Here is a 20501-nt window from a genome sequence, read left to right on the forward strand (position 1 = left end):
TCTCTCGCCCTTACTTGAACTGCTTGAGGAAGCGCAGGTCGTTTTCGAAGAAGGCACGCAGGTCGTTGACCCCGTAACGCAGCATGGTCAGGCGCTCAACGCCCATGCCGAAGGCAAAGCCGGAGTATTTTTCCGGATCGATGCCGACCGAACGCAGTACGTTCGGGTGCACCATGCCGCAGCCTAGCACTTCCAGCCACTTGCCGTTCTTGCCCATCACGTCGACTTCGGCGCTTGGCTCGGTGAACGGGAAATAGGAAGGACGGAAGCGAATGGTCAGGTCTTCCTCGAAGTAGTTGCGCAGGAAGTCGTGCAGAATGCCCTTCAGCTCGGTAAAGCTGGCATGCTCGTCAACCAGCAGACCTTCAACCTGATGGAACATCGGGGTGTGGGTCATGTCGTAGTCGTTACGATAGACGCGACCCGGCGCAATGATGCGGATCGGCGGCTGCTGATGCTCCATGGTGCGGATCTGCACACCGGAGGTGTGGGTACGCAGCATCAGATCAGGATTGAAGTAGAAGGTATCGTGATCGGTACGCGCCGGGTGATGAGCCGGAATATTCAGCGCATCGAAGTTGTGGAAGCCATCTTCAATCTCGGGACCACGGGCAACCTTGAAGCCCATCTCGCCAAACAGGCGCTCGATGCGCTCTATGGTGCGGGTTACCGGGTGCAGACCGCCATTCTCGATGCGGCGACCCGGCAGGCTGACGTCGATAGTCTCGGCAGCCAGCTTCTGGTTCAGCACGGCGACTTCGAGCGCTTCACGACGCTCGTTCAGCACATCCTGAACCTGCTGTTTGGCCTGGTTGATCACGGCGCCCGCGGCGGGACGCTCTTCGGCAGACAAGGCACCCAGGCCCTTCATCTGCTCGGTAAAAAAGCCCTTTTTACCCAGATATTTGACCCGGATTTCGTCGAGGGTCGCGATATCGCTCACGCCCTCAATTTCGGCTCTGGCTTGGCCGACTACTTCTTCAAGCTGTTGCATGTCTTCCTCGTCACCACTCCCGATACAGGAGCCTTTAGGCTAAATAAGGTCAAGAGGGGAATAATACAAAAAAAGCCCCTTCGCTGACCATAGTTAAGGTGGGCTTTTCTCCCTACAAATCATTTTGTTATATCAAGCGAGTCTCATCGATTTACCGTCACTCTTTAAATAGTAGAATAAAGACATAGTTTGTTGGCATACAATCCATTTATAGAACTAGTGATCTCCCACATGTCACTTTGTATGGAGAAAACTGTAGCGCGTGTAAAACAGTGGACAAAACGTGGACGGGAGAAAGAAAAACGTGATGTAAAACCGTGAATGACATGTCTAGTCCTGAAATAGGTTTACACATTTTCAACTAGCATTTTTCTACTCAGAACCCTCTATGTACCGCATCGGGGGTTCTGTATTTCAACGCATGATGCGGCCGCTCCACGTTGTAAATATCCACAGCTTCACGCACCATTTCCCGCGCTTGCGTCAAATCCTGCGGGCTTTGCAACAATAACTCTCCTTTCAAAATCCCGTTCACCCGCTCCGCCAACGCATTCTGGTAACAGTCATACCCATCCGTCATCGAGCATTTCACCCCGTACCGTTCATGTAATGACTGATACAGCCCCGAGCAATACTGCACGCCGCGGTCCGAGTGATGGATAAGTTCACCGCCGCCACGCCGTTGCTTCAGTGCTTTCCTGAACGCCATCGCCACCGACTCGGCGTGCATCCCTTCGTGCACGTGATGGCCCACTATCTTGCGTGAGTACGCATCCGTCACCAGGCTCAGGTACAGTGGCCCGCTCCTGGCTGGCAGATAGGTGATATCAGCGACCCAGACCTGCTCCGGGGCCACCGGTGTGACCTGCTCTGGCCCCGCCTTGAGCAAGTTGGGATGACGGTAGAAACGGTGAAAACTGTGGGTGGTCTTGTGATAAGCCCGTCTGGGTGGCACCAGCAGGCGGTGCTCGGCCAATATCCGAAACAACCTGTCCCGCCCGACCTTGAGCCCGCCATCATCCTGACCCTGGAGCAGATAATGCAGCTTGCGAGTGCCCACCCGAGGTTGTCGCAGTCGAACCTGACGCACGAAGCGCACCACCTGCAGCCCTTGTGCATGGCGCTCGTCGGCGACCCGATTGCGCTTGTAGTAAGCCTGCCGGCTTATCCCCAGAAACAGGCAAGCCCTGACAATGCTCAGCCTCTCGACTTGCCGCTGCGAGAGGACTTGCCGGGTCGCTTTTTTACGATAGAGACGCCGTAGTCATTCTTCAGTACATCGACAACGGCCTCAAAGAACTGGGCCTTCTGACTCATCAGCGCCAGCTGTTGCTCAAGTTCCTTGATACGCTGTTCGGGCGTCTGGTTGTCGGGGTCAGGCATGGTGATGCTCCTGCCGGCGCGCACAGAAGCCCCCTGGCTCCAATCTTGCCGACCATGTTTACGCAACCATACCAGAACGGTGGAGCGGCCCTGAATGCCATAACGCACCTGAGCCTGTTTGTAGGTGAGCTCGCCTTTTTCAATCTGCTCGACCAGTGCCAGTTTAAAAGTCAGTGAGTAATCGCGCTGTGTTCGTTTCACACCTTGTCCCATCGGGTTCTCCATGTATTGGGGGGAAAGGTGTAAACCATATTCAGGACGGGACAACAGATACAAAAAAGGAGGCCTAAGCCTCCTTTATTTTTTATAACAGTGCTGGAATTAGACCAGAGCTGCTTTAGCTTTTTCAACCAGGGCGGTGAAAGCCAGCTTGTCGTGAACGGCAATATCGGACAGGATCTTGCGATCGATCTCGATAGAAGCCTTCTTCAGACCGTTGATCAGACGGCTGTAGGACAGACCGTTCTGACGGGCAGCAGCGTTGATACGCGCAATCCACAGCTGACGGAATTGACGCTTTTTCTGGCGACGGTCACGGTAGGCATACTGACCAGCTTTGGTTACCGCTTGTACCGCTACGCGGTAAACACGGGAACGGGCGCCGTAGTAACCCTTGGCGGCTTTCATTACTTTCTTGTGACGAGCACGAGCAGTCACACCACGTTTAACTCTTGGCATTTTTCACATCCCCCCTTATGCGTACGGCAGACAAGCGACAACACGTTTGTGGTCGGCAGCGGAAACAAAGAACTTCGGTCCCAGCTGACGCTTACGCTTACTGCTCTTCTTGGTCAGGATGTGACGCAGGTGGTTGTGCTTGCACTTGAAGCGACCTGAGCCAGTCTTCTTGAAGCGCTTTGCGGCGCCCCGGTTGGTTTTCATCTTCGGCATTTCATACTCCGCATTGTGAGTGACAACAAAATCGCAAGGCGAACCGACTCATGGAGCGAGCCCCATGAGTCAATTTCTTGTGGGCCTTAAGATTTCTTCTTAGGTGCGAGGACCATCACAGCTTGACGGCCTTCGACTTTCGGGAACGATTCGACTACGGCTAACTCTTCCAGATCGTTCTTGACGCGCTCAAGAACCTTGATACCAAGATCCTGGTGTGCCATTTCACGACCACGGAAGCGCAGGGTGACCTTAGCCTTGTCCCCGTCTTCCAGAAAGCGAACCAGGTTGCGTAGTTTTACCTGATAGTCGCCTTCGTCAGTGCCAGGACGGAATTTGATCTCCTTGACCTGGACGACTTTCTGCTTTTTCTTCTGTTCTTTGGTGGTTTTGCTCTTTTCGTAGAGGAATTTGCCGTAATCCATGATCCGGCAAACGGGCGGCTCGGCGTTCGGACTGATCTCGACCAGATCCACTTCGGCCTCTGCGGCCAAGTTCAGTGCTTCCTGGATAGATACGATGCCAAGAGCTTCGCCATCCAGACCAGCCAAACGAACTTCTTTCAGACGGATCTCTTCATTGATCCGGTGAGCGCGGGCTTGCGGTTGCTTGCCCAGTTTTTTTCCGCCTTTTATAGCTTATTCCTCCACTTTCTTTTGTCCGCGGGTCTGAACTTCCTGGGTCAGCAGAGCGATGAACTCTTCAACAGGATAAGTGCCCAGGTCAGCCCCTTTACGAGTCCGTACAGCAATCTTACCGGCTTCAACTTCTTTATCGCCGCAGACCAGCATGAAAGGTACTCGCTTCAAAGTATGCTCGCGGATTTTAAAGCCAATCTTCTCATTTCTCAAGTCCGCTTTTGCGCGAAGGCCCGCATCATTCAATGCTTTGGCTACTTTCACCGCATAATCGGCCTGATTGTCCGTGATATTCATGACCACAGCCTGAGTCGGAGCCAACCAGGTCGGGAACAGACCGGCGTACTCTTCAGTCAGAATACCGATGAAGCGCTCTATAGAACCCAAGATGGCCCGGTGGATCATCACAGGTACATGGCGATCGTTGTTTTCGCCCACATAAGTGGCACCCAGACGACCAGGCAGGGCAAAGTCGAGCTGCACGGTACCACATTGCCACGCACGATCAAGGCAATCGTGCAGGGTAAATTCAATTTTTGGACCGTAGAACGCCCCTTCACCCGGCTGCAAATCGTACTTCAGACCGTTGAGCTCCAGCGCTTCGGCCAGCGCTTTCTCGGCGCGATCCCACATCTCGTCAGAGCCGATACGCTGCTCGGGACGAGTGGAGAGCTTGACCACGATGTTCTCGAAGCCAAAGGTACCGTAGACGTCATAGACCATACGAATACAGCCGGAGACCTCTTCCATGATCTGCTCTTCGGTACAGAAGATGTGAGCGTCATCCTGAGTGAAACCGCGCACCCGCATCAGACCGTGCAGGGAACCGGACGGCTCGTTGCGGTGGCAGGAACCAAACTCGGCCATACGCAGCGGCAAATCACGGTAGGACTTCAGACCCTGGTTGAAAATCTGGACGTGACCCGGGCAGTTCATCGGCTTGATGGCGTACTCGCGGTTTTCGGACTGGGTGGTGAACATGGCCTGGGCATACTTCTCCCAGTGACCTGAACGCTCCCACAGGACGCGGTCCATCATGAACGGACCTTTCACTTCCTGATAGTCGTACTCTTTGAGCTTGCCGCGGATAAAGGTTTCCAGCTCACGGAAGATGGTCCAGCCATCGTTGTGCCAGAACACCATACCGGGTGCTTCTTCCTGCATGTGATACAGGTCGAGCTGCTTGCCGATCTTGCGGTGGTCGCGCTTGGCGGCCTCTTCCAGACGCTGCAGATAGGCCTTGAGTTGCTTCTTGTCAGCCCAGGCGGTACCGTAGATACGCTGCAGCATCTTGTTGTTGGAGTCGCCACGCCAGTAGGCGCCGGACATCTTCAGCAACTTGAAGTGGTGGCAGTGACGCATGTTGGGCACGTGCGGGCCGCGACACATGTCGATGTACTCTTCGTGATGATAGAGACCTGGCTGGTCATCACGGGCAATGTTCTGATCCAGGATTTCGACTTTGTAAGACTCGCCGCGCGCCTCGAATACATCGCGCGCTTCTTGCCAGGAGACTTTCTTCTTGATGACGTCGTAATCCTTGGCTACCAGCGCCAGCATGCGCTCTTCCAGGGCAGCCAGATCTTCATCGGTCAGGGTACGGTCAAGATCAACGTCATAGTAGAAGCCGTTGTCGATGACAGGACCGATGGCCATCTTGGTCTGGGGCCAGAGTTGCTTGATAGCATGACCCAGCAAGTGGGCGCAGGAGTGGCGCAGGATGTCCAGACCTTCTTCGTCTTTGGCGGTGATGATGGCCAGCGCAGCATCGGCTTCGATCAGCTCGCAAGCATCCACCAGTTCACCGTTTACCCGACCGGCAATGCACGCCTTGGCGAGACCGGGACCGATGTCCGCAGCCACATCCATGACGGAAACAGAGTGGGCAAATTGACGTTGGCTGCCGTCAGGCAGAGTAATGATTGGCATTATGTGTTTCCTTATACAGTGGTGACCCCTACCAAAGGTCACATGCGGGATGGAAAAGAGATTCAAATAAGGTGATGTTCTGGTTCTCCACAGCACTTTGCGAAGACGGCCTGACACGTAAACCACATGTCTAACGTGACAAACCAAGCCAAAACGGCCCCATGCTACCAGAAGTCGGGCGTGCTGTATCGGATTTGCAGATATTTTCTACAGTCAAATGAGTCGCCTACCGACTATTCACCAAGCAGGGATTGCCAGTTGAAGTCAAAGTCACTGCTCCCCTCCTCGGCCAGCGCCAGCTCTTGCAGCACCTGAAGCGCCAGCTTGTTACCCTTTTGTGCCGCCTGATAGAGCCACTGTTTCGCCTGAGGCAAATCGACCCTGCCGCTGACCCCCGTCAGATGAAGGACGCCGACTTTCAGCATGGCCGGGACATCACCATTACGGGCAGCCTGATCCATCCAGTGAAAGGCTTGGCGCAGATCACGCTTGACCCCGACACCGCGCAGATAGAGCTCTGCCAGCCGGTATTGGCCGAAGGGATCACCTGCCTGCGCCGACTGGCGATAGAGGCTGATGGCCTGATGGATATCCTGCTCGCTCCCCTGCCCTACCTCATGGCTCCAGCCCATCAAGGCTTGCGCCCTAGGTTGCCCTTGCGCCGCCAGTGGCGACCAGATCCGGGTCGCCTCATCGAAGTGACCGGTGCGCCAGGCACGGTTGGCGGCAGCCATCTCCTGCTCGGTGGAGAGCGGAAGCAGACGCCAGATAACCAGCGCAAGCAGACAGATAAACAGCCAACGGGAAGTGGTGGGGCTCATGATGATTTCCGTGATCCAATTCTCATTTCGTCTATGTAAACGAAATGTAGCGCCGCGATCAAGCAAGAGATCCCAGCGACAACCCTTTTTGCACCCGGTCGATCAGCAGTTGTTGTCATTTATCCGGGGCACCGGCAAAATAACTGTATGTATGAACAGTGTCGGTGCACACCATGGCAGGACGAGGCAGCCCCTACAATATCGATCACCGTTTTAGCGGTCCCCTTGTCGAGGCGGTCGATGACGGCTGGCAATCGTCCGATTGGGATGCCGCCTTCACCCCCTCTGTGCCTGGCACCGAGGTGCGGGAGATCGGTGCACGCAGCATCATCAGCTACAACAGCTCACCGGATGTCCCCTTTGGTCGCTCCATCAACCCCTATCAGGGATGCGAACACGGCTGCATCTACTGCTATGCCAGACCCAGCCATGCCTATCTGGAGCTCTCCCCCGGCCTCGATTTCGAGAGCAAGCTGTTTGCCAAACGCAATGCAGCCGACCTGCTGCGCCGGGAGTTTGCCAAACCTGCCTATCAGCCACAGACCATCGTCATTGGCGCCAATACCGATCCCTATCAACCCATCGAACAGCGCTATCGCCTGACCCGGCAGTTGCTGGAAGTGATGCTGGCCCACCGCCACCCGGTCGGGCTCATTACCAAGAGCGCCATGATCTTGCGCGACCTCGATCTGTTGACCGAGCTGGCCAGAGAGGGACTGTGTCAGGTGATGGTGTCGGTGACGACCTTGAACGAAACCCTGCGCCGACAGCTGGAGCCCCGCGCCAGCACGGGCGCCGGCCGCTTGAAAGTGATCGAGAAGCTGGCCAACGCTGGCGTACAGGTGGGGGTATTGGCCGCCCCCATGATCCCGCGGCTCAATGAGCCGGAGCTGGAGCAGATCATCAAATCGGCGGCCGAGGCGGGCGCCAGCTGCGCCGATTACATCCTGCTGCGGCTGCCCCACGAGTTGGCGCCGCTATTTGGGGACTGGCTCGATACCCACTATCCGGGCCAGAAGGAGGCTATTTTGAATCAGTTGCGAGCCAGCCGCGGTGGCGGGCTCAACAGTACCGCCTTCGGTACCCGCATGCGCGGTGAGGGGCATTTTGCCGATCTGCTGGCCCAGCGCTTTCGCCTCATCAGCAAGCGCCTCGATCTGGGCAAACGTCATATTCAGCTCAGGCTGGATGGGTTTATCCGCCCCGGGGAGCAGCTGTCGCTCTTCTAATCCCCCTGCTCACGCCCTTCACACATCAGGCGTGCCAAGAGCTTGAGAGGAAGATATGGCGCAACACATCCCGTGGAAATCCCGCTTTTCAGAATTTTCCAACGAAGTAGCCATGTCACGACAAGAAAGCGCTATCCGGTAAAGAGAGGGCTAACGCCTTAACCTGCGCGCTGATCCCGCCCCTGTTGCACCATTTCAACCGGTAGTCGCGAGGGTTCATGAGCCACTTCGTGCTCATCCTCTTCATATTGCGGCACCTCTGACTCGCCCCATACCCGGCTCCACCAAATTTCCCACGTGATCCAACTGGTCATATGCAGCTCCTGAGGGTGAAGGTGATGGCAACAACGCACCACTCGCCCGGCAGGATAGCGACTGGGAATGACAGGGGAATGACAGGGGAATGACAGGGGAATGACAGGGGAATGACAGGGGAATGACAGGGAAATGACAAAAAAATCACTTGTAAAAAGGCAACTGGCGGTGGCGAGGAAAAGCCGAAACAGTTCACATATTCGGCGAAATCATCCTGAAAGCGGTCACAAATCTGCAGGTTGTGAATTGCAGCACATCCTGTTCCCGCCAAAGCTGGGTTGCCCATTCAGGCATCTATAAAAACAGGGACACAATAATGAAACACACAGCGGGAATATGGGCGATCACAGGCATGCTGATCGCCCCCTTGGCGCACGCCGACGTCATACTGCACGCCTTCAACTGGAAGTACAGTGAAGTGACCGCCAAAGCCGACCTTATCAAGTCAGCCGGTTACAAACAGGTACTCATCTCGCCACCTCTCAAGTCCTCCGGCAACGAATGGTGGGCCCGTTACCAGCCGCAGGATCTGCGTCTTGTCGACTCACCCCTTGGCAACAAACAGGATCTCGAGCAGCTGATCGCCGCCATGAAAGCGCGGGGCATCGCCGTCTATGCCGATGTGGTGCTCAACCACATGGCCAACGAAAGCTGGAAACGCAGCGATCTCAACTATCCCGGCAACGACCTGCTGCAAAGCTACGCCAGCAACCCGGCCTATTTCGAGCGCCAGAAACTGTTTGGCGATCTCGGGCAAAACTTCCTCTCCGGTCAGGATTTTCATCCCGAAGGGTGCATCAGCGACTGGAGCGATCCTGGTCATGTCCAGTATTGGCGACTCTGTGGCGGTGCCGGTGACAAGGGGCTGCCGGACTTGGATCCCAACAACTGGGTAGTCAGCCAGCAACAGGCTTATCTCAAGGCGCTCAAGGGGATGGGGATCAAGGGTTTTCGGGTCGATGCGGTCAAACACATGAGCGATTACCAGATCAATGCCGTGTTCACCCCCGAAATCAAACAGGGGATGCACGTGTTTGGCGAGGTGATCACCACTGGGGGCGCAGGCAGCACCGATTACGAGCGCTTTCTCCAACCCTACCTCGACAGTAGCGGTCAGGGAGCCTATGACTTTCCGCTCTTTGCCTCCCTGCGTGGCGCGCTGGGGTATGGCGGCAGCATGAACCTGCTGGCGGATCCGGGCGCCTACGGTCAGGCACTACCGGGCAGTCGCGCCGTCACCTTTGCCGTGACCCACGACATTCCCACCAACGACGGCTTCCGCTATCAGATCTTAAGCCAGACTGATGAGAAGCTGGCCTATGCCTATCTGCTCGGCCGCGATGGTGGCTCTCCACTGGTCTATTCGGATCACGGCGAGACCCAGGCCAAGGATGGACTGCGCTGGCAGGATTACTACCAGCGCGCCGATCTCAAGGGAATGATCCGCTTCCACAATGCGGTGCAGGGTCAACCCATGCAGTTGATCGGCAGCGGTGACTGCTTCGTGCTGTTCAAACGGGGCAAACAGGGGCTGGTCGGCATCAACAAGTGCGACTACGAGCAGGAGTATTGGCTCGATACCGCCAGGTTCGAGATGAACTGGTATCGCAACTATCGGGACGTGCTCGACCAAGGGGCCGTAGTCAACGTGCAGAGCCAGTGGGTACGGGTCGCCATTCCCGCCCGCAGCGCCAGAATGTGGCTGCAGGAGTGATCCAGCCGTAAGAGCAGCGGAGAGTCATAAAAAGCAGACAAATAAAAAGAGCGACCACCAAGGTCGCTCTTTTTGATCAGAGACGTTGCTCGGGTAACAGATGACGATTACTCGTCGCCCGCTTCCCCTGCATCGACTGCATCAGTGCCGGTCGCGGTATCGGTACCTTCAGATACCTCACCGTCAACGGCCAGCGCGTCGTTCTCGTCTTCGTCGCTCTCGGCGATGCGCTGCAGGCCCACCACGGTCTCGTCTTCACCGGTACGGATCAGACGGACACCGCCGGTGTTACGGCCAATGACGCTCACCTCGGCAACACGGGTACGCACCAGGGTGCCGCCGTTGGTGATCAGCATGATCTGGTCGGTATCTTCGACCTGGATCGCATCGATCACCTTGCCATTACGCTCATCCACCTTGATGGAGATAACGCCCTGGGTACCACGGCTCTTGGTCGGGTACTCGGCCAACGCAGTCCGCTTGCCGTAACCGTTCTCGGTGGCGGTGAGGATGGCACCTTCGCCGCGCGGAACGATGAGGGAAACCACCTTGTCACCGGCGCCCAGCTTGATGCCGCGCACACCGGCCGCGGTACGACCCATCGGACGCACGCCCTTGAAGGTGCCCTTGCTTTCGGTGCCTTCGCCGTTGTCGCTGCCATCATCGTCATTGCCGGCATCGTCGTCGGTTTCAACGTCATCGCTGACATCGGCATCAGCGCGACCGCTGCCTTCCGCGAAGCGAACGACTTTGCCCGCGTCGGAGAAGAGCATGATCTCGTTGCTGCCGTCGGTGATATCCACCCCGATCAGCTCATCGCCCTCTTTGAGGTTGATGGCGCGGATACCGGAGGAGAGCGGACGGCTGAAGTCAGAGAGACTGGTCTTCTTCACGGTACCGTTGGCGGTGGCGAAGAAGACATACTTCTCGGCGTCATATTCCTTCACCGGCAGGATAGCGGTGATACGCTCACCCTCTTCCAGCGGCAGCAGGTTGATGATCGGACGACCACGGGCGCCACGGGACGCTTCCGGTAGCTGGTAAACCTTGAGCCAGTAGACCTTGCCACGGGTGGAGAAGCACAAAATGGTGTCGTGGGTGTTGGCCACCAGCAGACGCTCCACAAAGTCCTCCTCCTTGATCCGGGTGGCCGACTTGCCACGACCACCGCGGCGCTGGGCCTCATAGTCGGAGAGCGGCTGATACTTCACATAGCCCTGGTGAGACAGAGTAACCACCACATCTTCCGGGGTGATCAGATCTTCGATGTTGATCTCGGCACTGGACATGCTGATCTCGGTGCGACGCTCGTCACCATACTGCTCACGCACGGCCAGCAGTTCATCGCGGATCACTTCCATCAGACGAGCCGGGCTCGCCAGGATGTGCAGCAGCTCGGCGATCAGATCCAGCAGAGATTGGTACTCTTCCAGGATCTTCTCGTGCTCGAGGCCGGTCAGCTTGTGCAGACGCAGGTCAAGGATGGCCTGGGCTTGCTGTTCGGTCAGGAAGTATTGACCTTCACGGATACCAAACTCAGGCTCCAGCCACTCTGGCCGTGCCGCGTCGTCGCCCGCTTTTTCCAGCATGGCGGCCACGTTGCCGAGTTCCCAGCCCTTGGCAACCAGACCCGCTTTCGCGTCGGCCGGGGTCGCGCTGTGGCGGATCAGCTCGATGATGGGATCAATGTTGGCCAGCGCAACCGCCAGACCTTCCAAAATGTGTGCCCGATCCCGCGCCTTGCGCAGTTCGAACACGGTCCGGCGAGTCACCACTTCACGGCGGTGCAGCAGGAACGCATCCAGGATCTCTTTAAGGTTCATCACCTTGGGCTGGTTGTTATCGAGCGCCACCATGTTGATGCCGAACGTGGTCTGCATCTGGGTGTGCTTGTAGAGATTGTTCAGCACAATCTCGCCGGACTCGCCGCGCTTGATCTCGATGACGATGCGCATGCCGTCTTTGTCAGACTCATCGCGCAGGGCACTGATGCCCTCGATTTTCTTCTCTTTGACCAGCTCGGCGATCTTCTCGATCAGTCGAGCCTTGTTCACCTGATAGGGGATCTCGTGAACGATGATGGTCTCGCGACTGGTCTTCTCGTCCACTTCCACTTCAGCTTTGGCCCGCACATAGATGGAGCCACGACCGGTACGGTACGCCTGCACGATGCCGGAACGACCGTTGATAATGCCGCCGGTGGGAAAATCCGGGCCGGTGATGTAGGTCATCAGCTCGTCAATGGTGAGGTCGCCGTTTTCGATCAGCGCCAGACAGCCATTGACAATCTCGGTGAGGTTGTGAGGCGGAATGTTGGTCGCCATGCCCACCGCGATACCGGAGGAGCCGTTGACCAGCAGGTTGGGAACCTTGGTAGGCATGACCGCCGGGATCATCTCGGTGCCGTCATAGTTCGGCACCCAGTCCACGGTCTCTTTGTCGAGATCAGCCAGCAGCTCGTGGGAGATGCGGGCCATCCGCACTTCGGTATAACGCATCGCCGCGGCGCTGTCGCCGTCGACTGAACCGAAGTTGCCCTGACCATCGACCAGCATGTAACGCATGGAGAAATCCTGCGCCATCCGGACAATGGTGTCATACACAGCGCTATCGCCGTGCGGGTGATATTTACCGATTACGTCACCGACCACACGGGCCGATTTTTTATAGGGCTTGTTCCAGTCGTTCCCCAACTCGTTCATAGCAAACAGAACGCGGCGGTGAACCGGTTTCAAGCCATCACGCACATCCGGCAGAGCTCGTCCTACGATCACGCTCATGGCGTAATCAAGATAGGAACTCTTGAGCTCTTCTTCGATGTTGACCGGCGTGATCTCTCTGGCCAGATCGCTCATAGAAAGCCTTATCCCTAATTAGTTGTTCTTTGGCTTAAACAGCGCGACATGGTAACACACTGAGCCAAATACCTTAAGCCACAAATCGGGTATCAGATCGGGCTGGTGTGACAAAGTCCGTCCGTTATAATGCCCGCCAGGACAATAGATTGCGCCCATGACTCAGAAGCGGGCGCCCTGCCACAGGATCTTCGAAAAATGAACAGTGATGCCAATGTCGATCTGACAGAAATCGCCAAGTTTGAAGCTATCGCCTCCCGCTGGTGGGACATGGAAGGTGAATTCAAACCCCTGCATCAAATCAATCCGGTACGCCTTGACTGGATCACCGACAAAAGTGGCGGTCTGTTTGGCAAACGCATGCTCGATATCGGATGTGGTGGCGGCATTCTCTCCGAGAGCATGGCCCGCCGTGGTGCCAAGGTCACCGGCATCGATATGGGCAAGGAGCCCCTCGGCGTCGCCCGCTTGCACGCCCTGGAGCAGGGTGTCGAGCTCGAGTACCGCCAGATCACCGCCGAAGCCCATGCCGCCGAAGTACCGGGCCAGTATGACGTGGTCACCTGCATGGAGATGCTGGAGCATGTGCCGGACCCCGCCTCCGTGTTGCGCGCCATCGCCACCTTGGTGCGCCCGGGCGGCCGGGTGTTCGTCTCCACCATCAACCGCAACCCCAAATCCTATCTGATGATGATCATCGGGGCCGAATACCTGATGAAGATGGTGCCCAAGGGTACCCACGATCACAAAAAATTCATCACCCCGGCCGAACTGTGTCGCATGGGTGAAGCGGCTGGCCTGCTGGTTCGGGACATGAGCGGCGTCCACTACGCCCCCCTCACCAACCAGTTCAAGCTCGGCAAGAATGTCGACGTCAACTATATGGTGGAGTTTGTCCGCCCGGAGCACGGTTGATGAGCGCCTCTCACCCTCTGCCCCTGCGCGGTGTGCTGTTCGATCTGGATGGTACCCTGCTCGACACAGCCCCGGATCTGGGGGCCGCAGTCAACCACGTGCTGATCAACGAAGGTTTTGCGCCGCTCTCTGACGACGTTATTCGTCAGACCACCTCCCACGGGGCGCTCGGACTGCTGAAAGCGGGCCTCGGCGACGAACTGCTTGAAGAGCTGGGGGCCACCCGCCTGCGCAATGCCCTGCTCGACTACTACGCGGCCAATCTCTGCGTCGGTACCCGTCCCTATGAGGGAATGGTGGATCTTATCGAGTGGCTCGACGAGAAACAGCTCCCCTGGGGCATCGTCACCAACAAGCCGGGCTTTCTCACCGAGCCGCTGCTGGCGGCCCTGCCACAGCTCGCCAGCTGCGGCGTCACTGTCAGTGCCGATACCCTGCCGGTACGCAAGCCCGACCCCGCCCCCATGTTCTTTGCCTGTGAGAAGCTGGGGGTCGAGGCGGCTCACTGCCTCTATGTGGGGGATCATGTGCGGGATATCGAAGCGGGCCGCAATGCTGGCATGCGTACGGCTGTCGCTGGCTGGGGCTATCTCAATGATGAGGAAGATCCCGCCCAGTGGGACGCCGATCTGCACTTTGATACCGTGCAAGCCCTGCACCACTGGCTGCGCTATGAGTTGACGGCCAAGGTGTAACGCACAGCCTTACCGGCTGATATGCGATAACGGGGCGAAGAGACTCTCCGCCTCTTGCATCTCTTCCTTTACGCTCCTGCGTCCTGCGCCACCATCACTCGTCTATTCATGGATAATAAAGGCAGCTTACAGTCTATTTGATACCCATTTGACACGCGCACAACCGTCACAAAGCGGCCACAAACCACCGTCATCTGATGCAAAGCCCTTGCCACGCTGAGCCCGCGGCTGCGACAACTGGACAGCTTTTGACCCTTGTTGCATAAGGGATAATCAGCCGCCGTTTGCTAGTAAAAAGCCCCCCGTTTCGCAAGCAAAAAAAGTTATTTAAATTTTCCATCTTCGATCGGGAGACTTGCTTTTAGCGGAGCGGACGAATGAAAACCCGCTCACTGTGAGCGGTCACTAACTGATGGGGCAAGACTCACAATTTATCCACAGCTCGTCACTTATCCACACATTGCAATGGCGGGCTGACCTCACTATCTTGTAGCTCGAACTTAAAATAACACTACATCTTGTGATTCATCGCACAATCTCTACCCAATACCTGCACATCGCTGGGGCCAGGGGTGGTGTCATTGTGCGATGGTTTTTCGGGAATCAACTGAAGGTCATCAGCCAATGAACTTGTTTGTGACGAAGCGTAACGGACACAAAGAACCCATCGATCTGGATAAAATTCACCGCGTGCTGGACTGGGCCGCCGAAGGGCTCGACAACGTGTCGGTCTCCCAGGTAGAGCTCAAGTCCCACATCCAGTTCTATGACGGTATCCGTACCGCCGACATTCACGAAACCATCATCAAGGCGACGGCTGACCTCATCTCCGAGCAGACCCCTGACTACCAGTACATGGCCGCCCGTCTGGCCATCTTCCACCTGCGCAAGAAGGCCTACGGCCAGTTCGAACCGCCCCACCTCTACCAGCACGTGGCTCGTCTGGTCGACATGGGCAAGTACGACAAACACCTGCTGGAAGACTACACCCAGGCTGAATTCGAAGAGCTGAACGCGCACATGGATCACTGGCGCGACATGAACTTCTCCTACGCGGCGGTCAAGCAGCTGGAAGGCAAGTATCTGGTACAAAACCGCGTCACCGGCGAGATCTACGAGAGCCCGCAGTTCCTCTACATTCTGGTAGCGGCCTGCCTCTTCTCCAAGTATCCGAAGGATACCCGTCTGGACTACATCAAGCGCTTCTATGATGCGGTCTCGACCTTCAAGATCTCGCTGCCGACCCCGATCATGAGCGGCGTGCGCACCCCGACCCGTCAGTTCAGCTCCTGCGTACTGATCGAGTGCGACGACAGCCTGGACTCCATCAACGCCACCGCCAGCTCCATCGTGCGTTACGTTTCCCAGCGCGCCGGTATCGGCATCAACGCCGGTCGCATCCGCGGTCTTGGCAGCCCCATCCGTGGTGGCGAAGCGTTCCACACCGGTTGCATCCCCTTCTACAAATACTTCCAGACTGCCGTGAAGTGCTGCTCCCAGGGCGGCGTGCGCGGCGGTGCGGCCACCCTGTTCTACCCGCTGTGGCACACCGAAGTGGAAAGCCTGCTGGTGCTGAAGAACAACCGCGGCGTGGAAGAGAACCGTGTTCGTCACATGGACTACGGCGTGCAGATCAACAAGCTGATGTACCAGCGCCTCATCAAGGGCGGTGACATCACACTGTTCTCCCCGTCCGATGCGCCGGGTCTGTACGACGCCTTCTTCGCCGATCAGGACAAGTTCGAAGAGCTCTACGTCAAGTACGAGCAGGATCCGGCCATTCGCAAGAAGACCCTGAAAGCGGTAGACCTCTTCTCCTTGATGATGCAAGAGCGTGCCGGTACCGGTCGCATCTACATCCAGAACGTGGATCACTGCAACACCCACAGCCCGTTCGACCCGAGCGTGGCGCCGGTACGCCAGTCCAACCTCTGCCTCGAGATTGCGCTGCCGACCAAGCCGCTCAACAACATCGACGACGAGAACGGCGAGATCGCTCTGTGCACCCTCTCTGCCTTCAACCTGGGTGCCATCGACAAACTGGAAGATCTGGAAGAGATGGCGGATCTGGCCGTGCGCGCCCTCGATGCCCTGCTCGACTATCAGGACTACCCGATTGCCGCCGCCAAGCGTGGCAGCATGGGTCGCCGTACTCTGGGTATCGGCGTCATCAACTACGCCTACTACCTGGCCAAGAACGGTGCCCGCTACTCTGATGGCTCCGGTCTGGCGCTGACTCACCGCACCTTCGAGGCGATCCAGTACTACCTGCTGAAAGCCTCCGTGCAGCTGGCCCGCGAATTCGGCCCCTGCCCGCTGTTTGGCGAGACCACCTATGCCCAGGGCATCCTGCCGATCGATACCTACAAGAAGGATCTGGATGCGCTGTGCAACGAGCCGCTGCATCTGGATTGGGAAAGTCTGCGCGAAGAGATCAAATCCGTGGGTCTGCGCAACTCCACCCTGACCGCCCTGATGCCGAGCGAGACCTCCAGCCAGATCTCCAACGCCACCAACGGCATCGAGCCGCCGCGTGGTCTGGTGTCGGTCAAGGCCTCCAAAGACGGCATTCTCAAACAGGTGGTGCCCGAGTATGATCGCCTGAAAGATCAATATGAGCTGCTCTGGAAGCAACCGAGCGTTGACGGCTACCTGCAGCTGGTCGGTATCATGCAGAAGTTTGTGGATCAGGCTATCTCCGCCAACACCAACTACGACCCGGCCCGTTTCGAAGGCAACAAGGTGCCGATGAAGCAGCTGCTGAAGGATTTGCTGACCGCCTACAAATACGGCCTCAAGACCCTCTACTATCACAACACCCGTGATGGTGCGGACGATGCCCAGACCGATCTGCAAGATGACGGTTGCGCTGGCGGGGCTTGCAAAATCTAAGTCACGGCAAGAACTGATAACCGGGCGGGAGCGACAAGCTCCCGCTCTCCTGTTTTCTCCATACAGACATTCTGGTAACCATGGCCTATTCAACTTTCTGCCAAACCCAAAACGACCAGCTCAAAGAGCCGATGTTTTTTGGCCAATCGGTCAACGTAGCCCGTTATGACCAGCAAAAGCACGAAGTGTTCGAGCGGCTGATCGAAAAACAACTCTCCTTCTTCTGGCGCCCGGAAGAGGTGGATGTCTCCCGTGATCGCATCGACTATCAGGCCCTGCCACCGCACGAGCAGCACATCTTCATCTCCAACCTGAAGTACCAGACCCTGCTGGACTCCATTCAGGGTCGCAGCCCCAACGTGGCCCTGCTGCCGCTGGTCTCCATTCCGGAGCTGGAAACCTGGATTGAGACCTGGGCCTTCTCGGAGACCATCCACTCTCGCTCCTACACCCATATCATCCGCAATATCGTCAACACCCCCGCCCAGGTGTTCGACGACATCGTGACCAACGAGCAGATCTTGAAGCGCGCCGGCTCCATCAGCCACTTCTACGACGACCTGATCGAGGCGACCGCCCTCTACAACCTGCATGGTGAAGGGACCCACACCGTCGCTGGCCGCGAAGTGACCATTACATTGCGCGAGCTCAAGAAGAAGCTCTATCTCTGCCTGATGAGCGTCAACGCGCTGGAAGCGATCCGCTTCTACGTCAGCTTCGCCTGCTCCTTTGCCTTCGCCGAGCGCGAGCTGATGGAGGGCAACGCCAAGATCATCAAAATGATCGCCCGCGATGAGGCACTGCACCTGACCGGTACCCAGCACATGCTGAACCTGATGCGCAGCGGTCAGGACGACCCCGAGATGGCCGAGATCGCAGCCGAGTGCGAACAGGCCTGCTTCGAGCTGTTCAAAGAGGCGGCCATTCAGGAGAAAGAGTGGGCCGAGTACCTGTTCCAGGGCGGCTCCATGATCGGCCTGAACAAGGACATCCTCTGCCAGTACGTGGAGTACATCACCAACCTGCGGATGGCCGCCGTCGGTCTGCAGCCAGCCTTTGCCGGCACCAAGCAGAACCCGATCCCCTGGATCAACACCTGGCTCTCCTCCGACAACGTGCAGGTTGCCCCGCAAGAGGTGGAGGTAAGCTCCTATCTGGTGGGTCAGATCGATAGCGAAGTGAATGCCGACGATCTGGGTGATTTCGAGCTGTGAGTGACGCCATCCGCACGCTGACCCCTGCCACGCACTCGCCTGCCGAACAGCAGGCGGTGCAGGCACCACGGGTACATACCCGGGATGACGTGCTGCACGCCCATCCCGGCGAGAGCGTGCTGGAAACCCTGGAGCGCCATGGCCATCGGGTCGAGTTCCAGTGCCGCAGCGGCTATTGCGGGGCCTGCCGCACCCCGCTCATCGCGGGCAAGGTGCACTACCCCAATGTGCCGCTCGCCTTTGTCTCCCAGGGGGAGTGTCTCCCCTGCTGCTGCAAGCCGGTCGGCGCCATCAAGCTGGATATCCAGAAACGCTGATCCCGTTTGCCACACCTCGTGCGCAGCCAAAGAGAACAAAACAAAAAGCCGCCGGATTGCTCCGGCGGCTTTTTTAGATCCATCTCGATACCTAAGTGGGCTGCTGGCTGAACAACCTGCCAGCACTGACATTACAACCAGGGCGCGGCAGTCGGCCCGTGGTGCAGACCCAGCTTCCAGACCCGGCCGAAGTGCTTGTAGTGACCCGCTGCGACACCGGCCTTCTCGCCCATGCCGTGGTAGAGGTCGAGGTGGCCCTTCTTCACCGCGCCGCCCACATCCAGCGCAATCAACAGCCGCAGCTGATGTTTGCCGGTCCAGTTGCCCTCTTTGTCGAGCAACGGCACTTCCGCGAGGATCGGGGTGCCCATCGGCAACAGGGTCTTGTCGGCAGCAACGGCCGCCATCGGCAGCAGCGGAATACCGGCCGCGCCAATCACGTCGTTGGTCGGGCGACGCTCAAAGAAGACATAGGAGGGGTTCTGCTCCACCAGCTCCTTGACGCTCTCCTCCGGCTGGCGGCTCGCCCAATCCTTGATGGCCTTCATCGACATCTGCTCCTTGGGCACTTCACCGCGGTCGATCAGCACCCGGCCGATACTCACGTAACCGTGGCCGTTCTTGCCGCTGTAGCCCAGATATTGCAGCCGATCCTCATCGCCATAGTGCACAAAGCCGGAACCCTGCACATCCATCAGGAAGTTGTCGATAAGGGATTTGCTGTAACCCAGCTCCAGCCCGCGGTTGGCCAGCGCCCCCTGATGGATCTGGGCCCGGGTCGGACAACGGCTGCCACAGTTGGGCATGGCATAGATAGGATATTTGTACTTGGCATCGGGGCGACGACGCACCTCCAGCACCGGCGAGTAGTAGCCGGTGAAGAGCACGTTACCCATCCGATCCGCCCCGCCCAGCTGGGCCAGACTGATACCGTAACGGGTGATGTCGGCAGGGTTGCCACCATTGGCCACCCAGCGGGAGAGCTTGTGGTAGAGCTCACCATAACGGCGATTCATCTTGCCGGAGCGCTCCAGCACCAGCCGGCTCTGCGGGCCAAACTTGCTGTAATCGGCTCGCGCACGGCTATTGACCCGCTCAACCCTGACCAGTTCCCCCGGCAAGGTGCCGTCCAGATACTGCTTGCCCAGATTTACCGGCACCTCGCAGTTAAGGAAGCATCTGTTGTCGGTCTGTTTTTTGGGCACCTGATTTTGCTCAGAGTTGCCTGCACACCCGGCCAGACCCAGCACCACGGCGGTCAGCCAGTACGCGTGTTTATTCATATGTCCTCATATAACGCCAATAGCCATGCTCGGCGGGGAAGATGCCAAATTTGCAGGGGGAAAGCAAACGACATCAATCACTTGAAGAGGGATTTCGCCAAAGGTGACAGCTGGGTTATAACAAGGTGACAGGATGTGCGAGGTGATGGATGGAACAGCTCGAGATCTTCCCGCTGCAGAGCCCCTGCATCGGGGTCTGCGAAGTGAACAACAAGGGCTACTGCAAAGGGTGTTTGCGCAGCCGCGAAGAGCGTTTCAACTGGCTCGCCATGACCCCCGCCCAGCAGCAGGATGTAATGCGTCTATGCCGCGCCCGCAAGGCGCGGGTTGAAGCCGCCCGCCGCAAAGCACAGGAAGGCGCTCAACCCGAGCAGCCAGAGCAAACGGGCTGGGATTTTTAACCTCTGCCTACCAGA

18 protein-coding genes are annotated in these 20501 nt (G+C 57.5%); 8 read left to right on the plus strand and 10 right to left on the minus strand.

Annotated features, from left to right (window positions below):
- Positions 1 to 10: 10 nt before the first annotated feature.
- The 7 genes from pheS to G5315_RS01005 form a co-directional block, all read right to left on the minus strand.
- Positions 11 to 994 carry a phenylalanine--tRNA ligase subunit alpha gene (pheS, locus tag G5315_RS00975; protein WP_042053694.1) on the minus strand — a complete coding sequence of 328 codons (984 nt, stop codon included), beginning with the start codon at positions 992 to 994 and terminating at the stop codon, positions 11 to 13.
- A gap of 376 nt (positions 995 to 1370) precedes the next feature.
- Positions 1371 to 2590, minus strand: a protein-coding gene (locus tag G5315_RS00980; protein WP_421332127.1) for an IS3 family transposase whose coding sequence is annotated in 2 segments (ribosomal slippage) — positions 1371 to 2242 and positions 2242 to 2590 — 1221 coding nt in all. Because the reading frame shifts where the segments join, the coding sequence is not laid out codon by codon here.
- Between the two features lie 108 nt (positions 2591 to 2698).
- Entirely contained in the window at positions 2699 to 3055 is a 357-nt protein-coding gene (gene rplT / locus G5315_RS00985) for a 50S ribosomal protein L20 (RefSeq protein WP_005300683.1), read from the minus strand.
- Positions 3056 to 3070: 15 nt separating this feature from the next.
- Entirely contained in the window at positions 3071 to 3268 is a 198-nt protein-coding gene (gene rpmI, locus G5315_RS00990; RefSeq protein ID WP_005300673.1) for a 50S ribosomal protein L35, read from the minus strand.
- Between the two features lie 86 nt (positions 3269 to 3354).
- Positions 3355 to 3885, minus strand: coding sequence for a translation initiation factor IF-3 (infC, locus tag G5315_RS00995; protein WP_234923365.1), 531 nt, complete (start codon positions 3883 to 3885; stop codon positions 3355 to 3357).
- Between the two features lie 21 nt (positions 3886 to 3906).
- A complete protein-coding gene (gene thrS / locus G5315_RS01000) occupies positions 3907 to 5835 on the minus strand; it encodes a threonine--tRNA ligase (protein ID WP_005336690.1) in 1929 nt (642 codons plus the stop codon).
- A gap of 233 nt (positions 5836 to 6068) precedes the next feature.
- On the minus strand, positions 6069 to 6656 hold the full coding sequence (locus G5315_RS01005) for a tetratricopeptide repeat protein (RefSeq protein ID WP_421250160.1): 588 nt from the start codon (positions 6654 to 6656) through the stop codon (positions 6069 to 6071).
- 173 nt (positions 6657 to 6829) lie between these two features.
- Here G5315_RS01005 and G5315_RS01010 point away from each other — a divergent pair, with 173 nt between their 5' ends.
- The gene (locus G5315_RS01010; protein WP_337072215.1) at positions 6830 to 7885 is read left to right on the plus strand and encodes a PA0069 family radical SAM protein; all 1056 of its coding nucleotides are present in this window, start codon (positions 6830 to 6832) and stop codon (positions 7883 to 7885) included.
- 158 nt (positions 7886 to 8043) lie between these two features.
- Here the strand turns inward: G5315_RS01010 and G5315_RS01015 are convergent, their stop codons facing one another.
- Positions 8044 to 8199, minus strand: coding sequence for a hypothetical protein (locus G5315_RS01015; RefSeq protein ID WP_005336695.1), 156 nt, complete (start codon positions 8197 to 8199; stop codon positions 8044 to 8046).
- Positions 8200 to 8516: 317 nt separating this feature from the next.
- On the opposite strand from G5315_RS01015, the gene G5315_RS01020 reads away from it, so the two are divergent.
- Positions 8517 to 9914: an alpha-amylase family protein gene (locus G5315_RS01020; RefSeq protein WP_421332129.1), complete on the plus strand. Its 1398-nt coding sequence runs from the start codon at positions 8517 to 8519 to the stop codon at positions 9912 to 9914.
- A gap of 107 nt (positions 9915 to 10021) precedes the next feature.
- Here the strand turns inward: G5315_RS01020 and gyrA are convergent, their stop codons facing one another.
- On the minus strand, positions 10022 to 12769 hold the full coding sequence (gene gyrA / locus G5315_RS01025; RefSeq protein ID WP_005352118.1) for a DNA topoisomerase (ATP-hydrolyzing) subunit A: 2748 nt from the start codon (positions 12767 to 12769) through the stop codon (positions 10022 to 10024).
- Between the two features lie 198 nt (positions 12770 to 12967).
- Between gyrA and ubiG the strand changes: the two genes are divergently transcribed.
- From ubiG to yfaE, 5 genes are all read left to right on the plus strand, one after another.
- Positions 12968 to 13684: a bifunctional 2-polyprenyl-6-hydroxyphenol methylase/3-demethylubiquinol 3-O-methyltransferase UbiG gene (gene ubiG / locus G5315_RS01030; protein WP_040065603.1), complete on the plus strand. Its 717-nt coding sequence runs from the start codon at positions 12968 to 12970 to the stop codon at positions 13682 to 13684.
- Positions 13684 to 14379 carry an HAD family hydrolase gene (locus G5315_RS01035; protein WP_421332131.1) on the plus strand — a complete coding sequence of 232 codons (696 nt, stop codon included), beginning with the start codon at positions 13684 to 13686 and terminating at the stop codon, positions 14377 to 14379. The genes ubiG and G5315_RS01035 overlap by 1 nt, the downstream gene beginning before the upstream one ends.
- Positions 14380 to 15003: 624 nt before the next feature.
- Positions 15004 to 17271 (plus strand): class 1a ribonucleoside-diphosphate reductase subunit alpha, encoded by a 2268-nt coding sequence (gene nrdA, locus G5315_RS01040; RefSeq protein ID WP_041207840.1) that lies wholly within the window; start codon positions 15004 to 15006, stop codon positions 17269 to 17271.
- A gap of 80 nt (positions 17272 to 17351) precedes the next feature.
- Positions 17352 to 18485 carry a class Ia ribonucleoside-diphosphate reductase subunit beta gene (gene nrdB / locus G5315_RS01045; protein WP_019445145.1) on the plus strand — a complete coding sequence of 378 codons (1134 nt, stop codon included), beginning with the start codon at positions 17352 to 17354 and terminating at the stop codon, positions 18483 to 18485.
- Positions 18482 to 18802, plus strand: a complete 321-nt coding sequence (yfaE, locus tag G5315_RS01050) for a class I ribonucleotide reductase maintenance protein YfaE (protein ID WP_421332133.1) — start codon at positions 18482 to 18484, stop codon at positions 18800 to 18802. Before nrdB ends, yfaE begins: the two co-directional genes overlap by 4 nt.
- Positions 18803 to 18933: 131 nt before the next feature.
- On the opposite strand, the gene mltA is transcribed toward yfaE, so the two are convergent.
- Positions 18934 to 20085: a murein transglycosylase A gene (gene mltA, locus G5315_RS01055; protein ID WP_033112478.1), complete on the minus strand. Its 1152-nt coding sequence runs from the start codon at positions 20083 to 20085 to the stop codon at positions 18934 to 18936.
- Between the two features lie 149 nt (positions 20086 to 20234).
- Between mltA and G5315_RS01060 the strand changes: the two genes are divergently transcribed.
- Positions 20235 to 20486: a DUF1289 domain-containing protein gene (locus G5315_RS01060; protein WP_421332135.1), complete on the plus strand. Its 252-nt coding sequence runs from the start codon at positions 20235 to 20237 to the stop codon at positions 20484 to 20486.
- Positions 20487 to 20501 lie beyond the last annotated feature (15 nt).

The organism is Aeromonas sp. 603607, assembly GCF_049171595.1.
GTDB lineage: Bacteria > Pseudomonadota > Gammaproteobacteria > Enterobacterales > Aeromonadaceae > Aeromonas > Aeromonas veronii.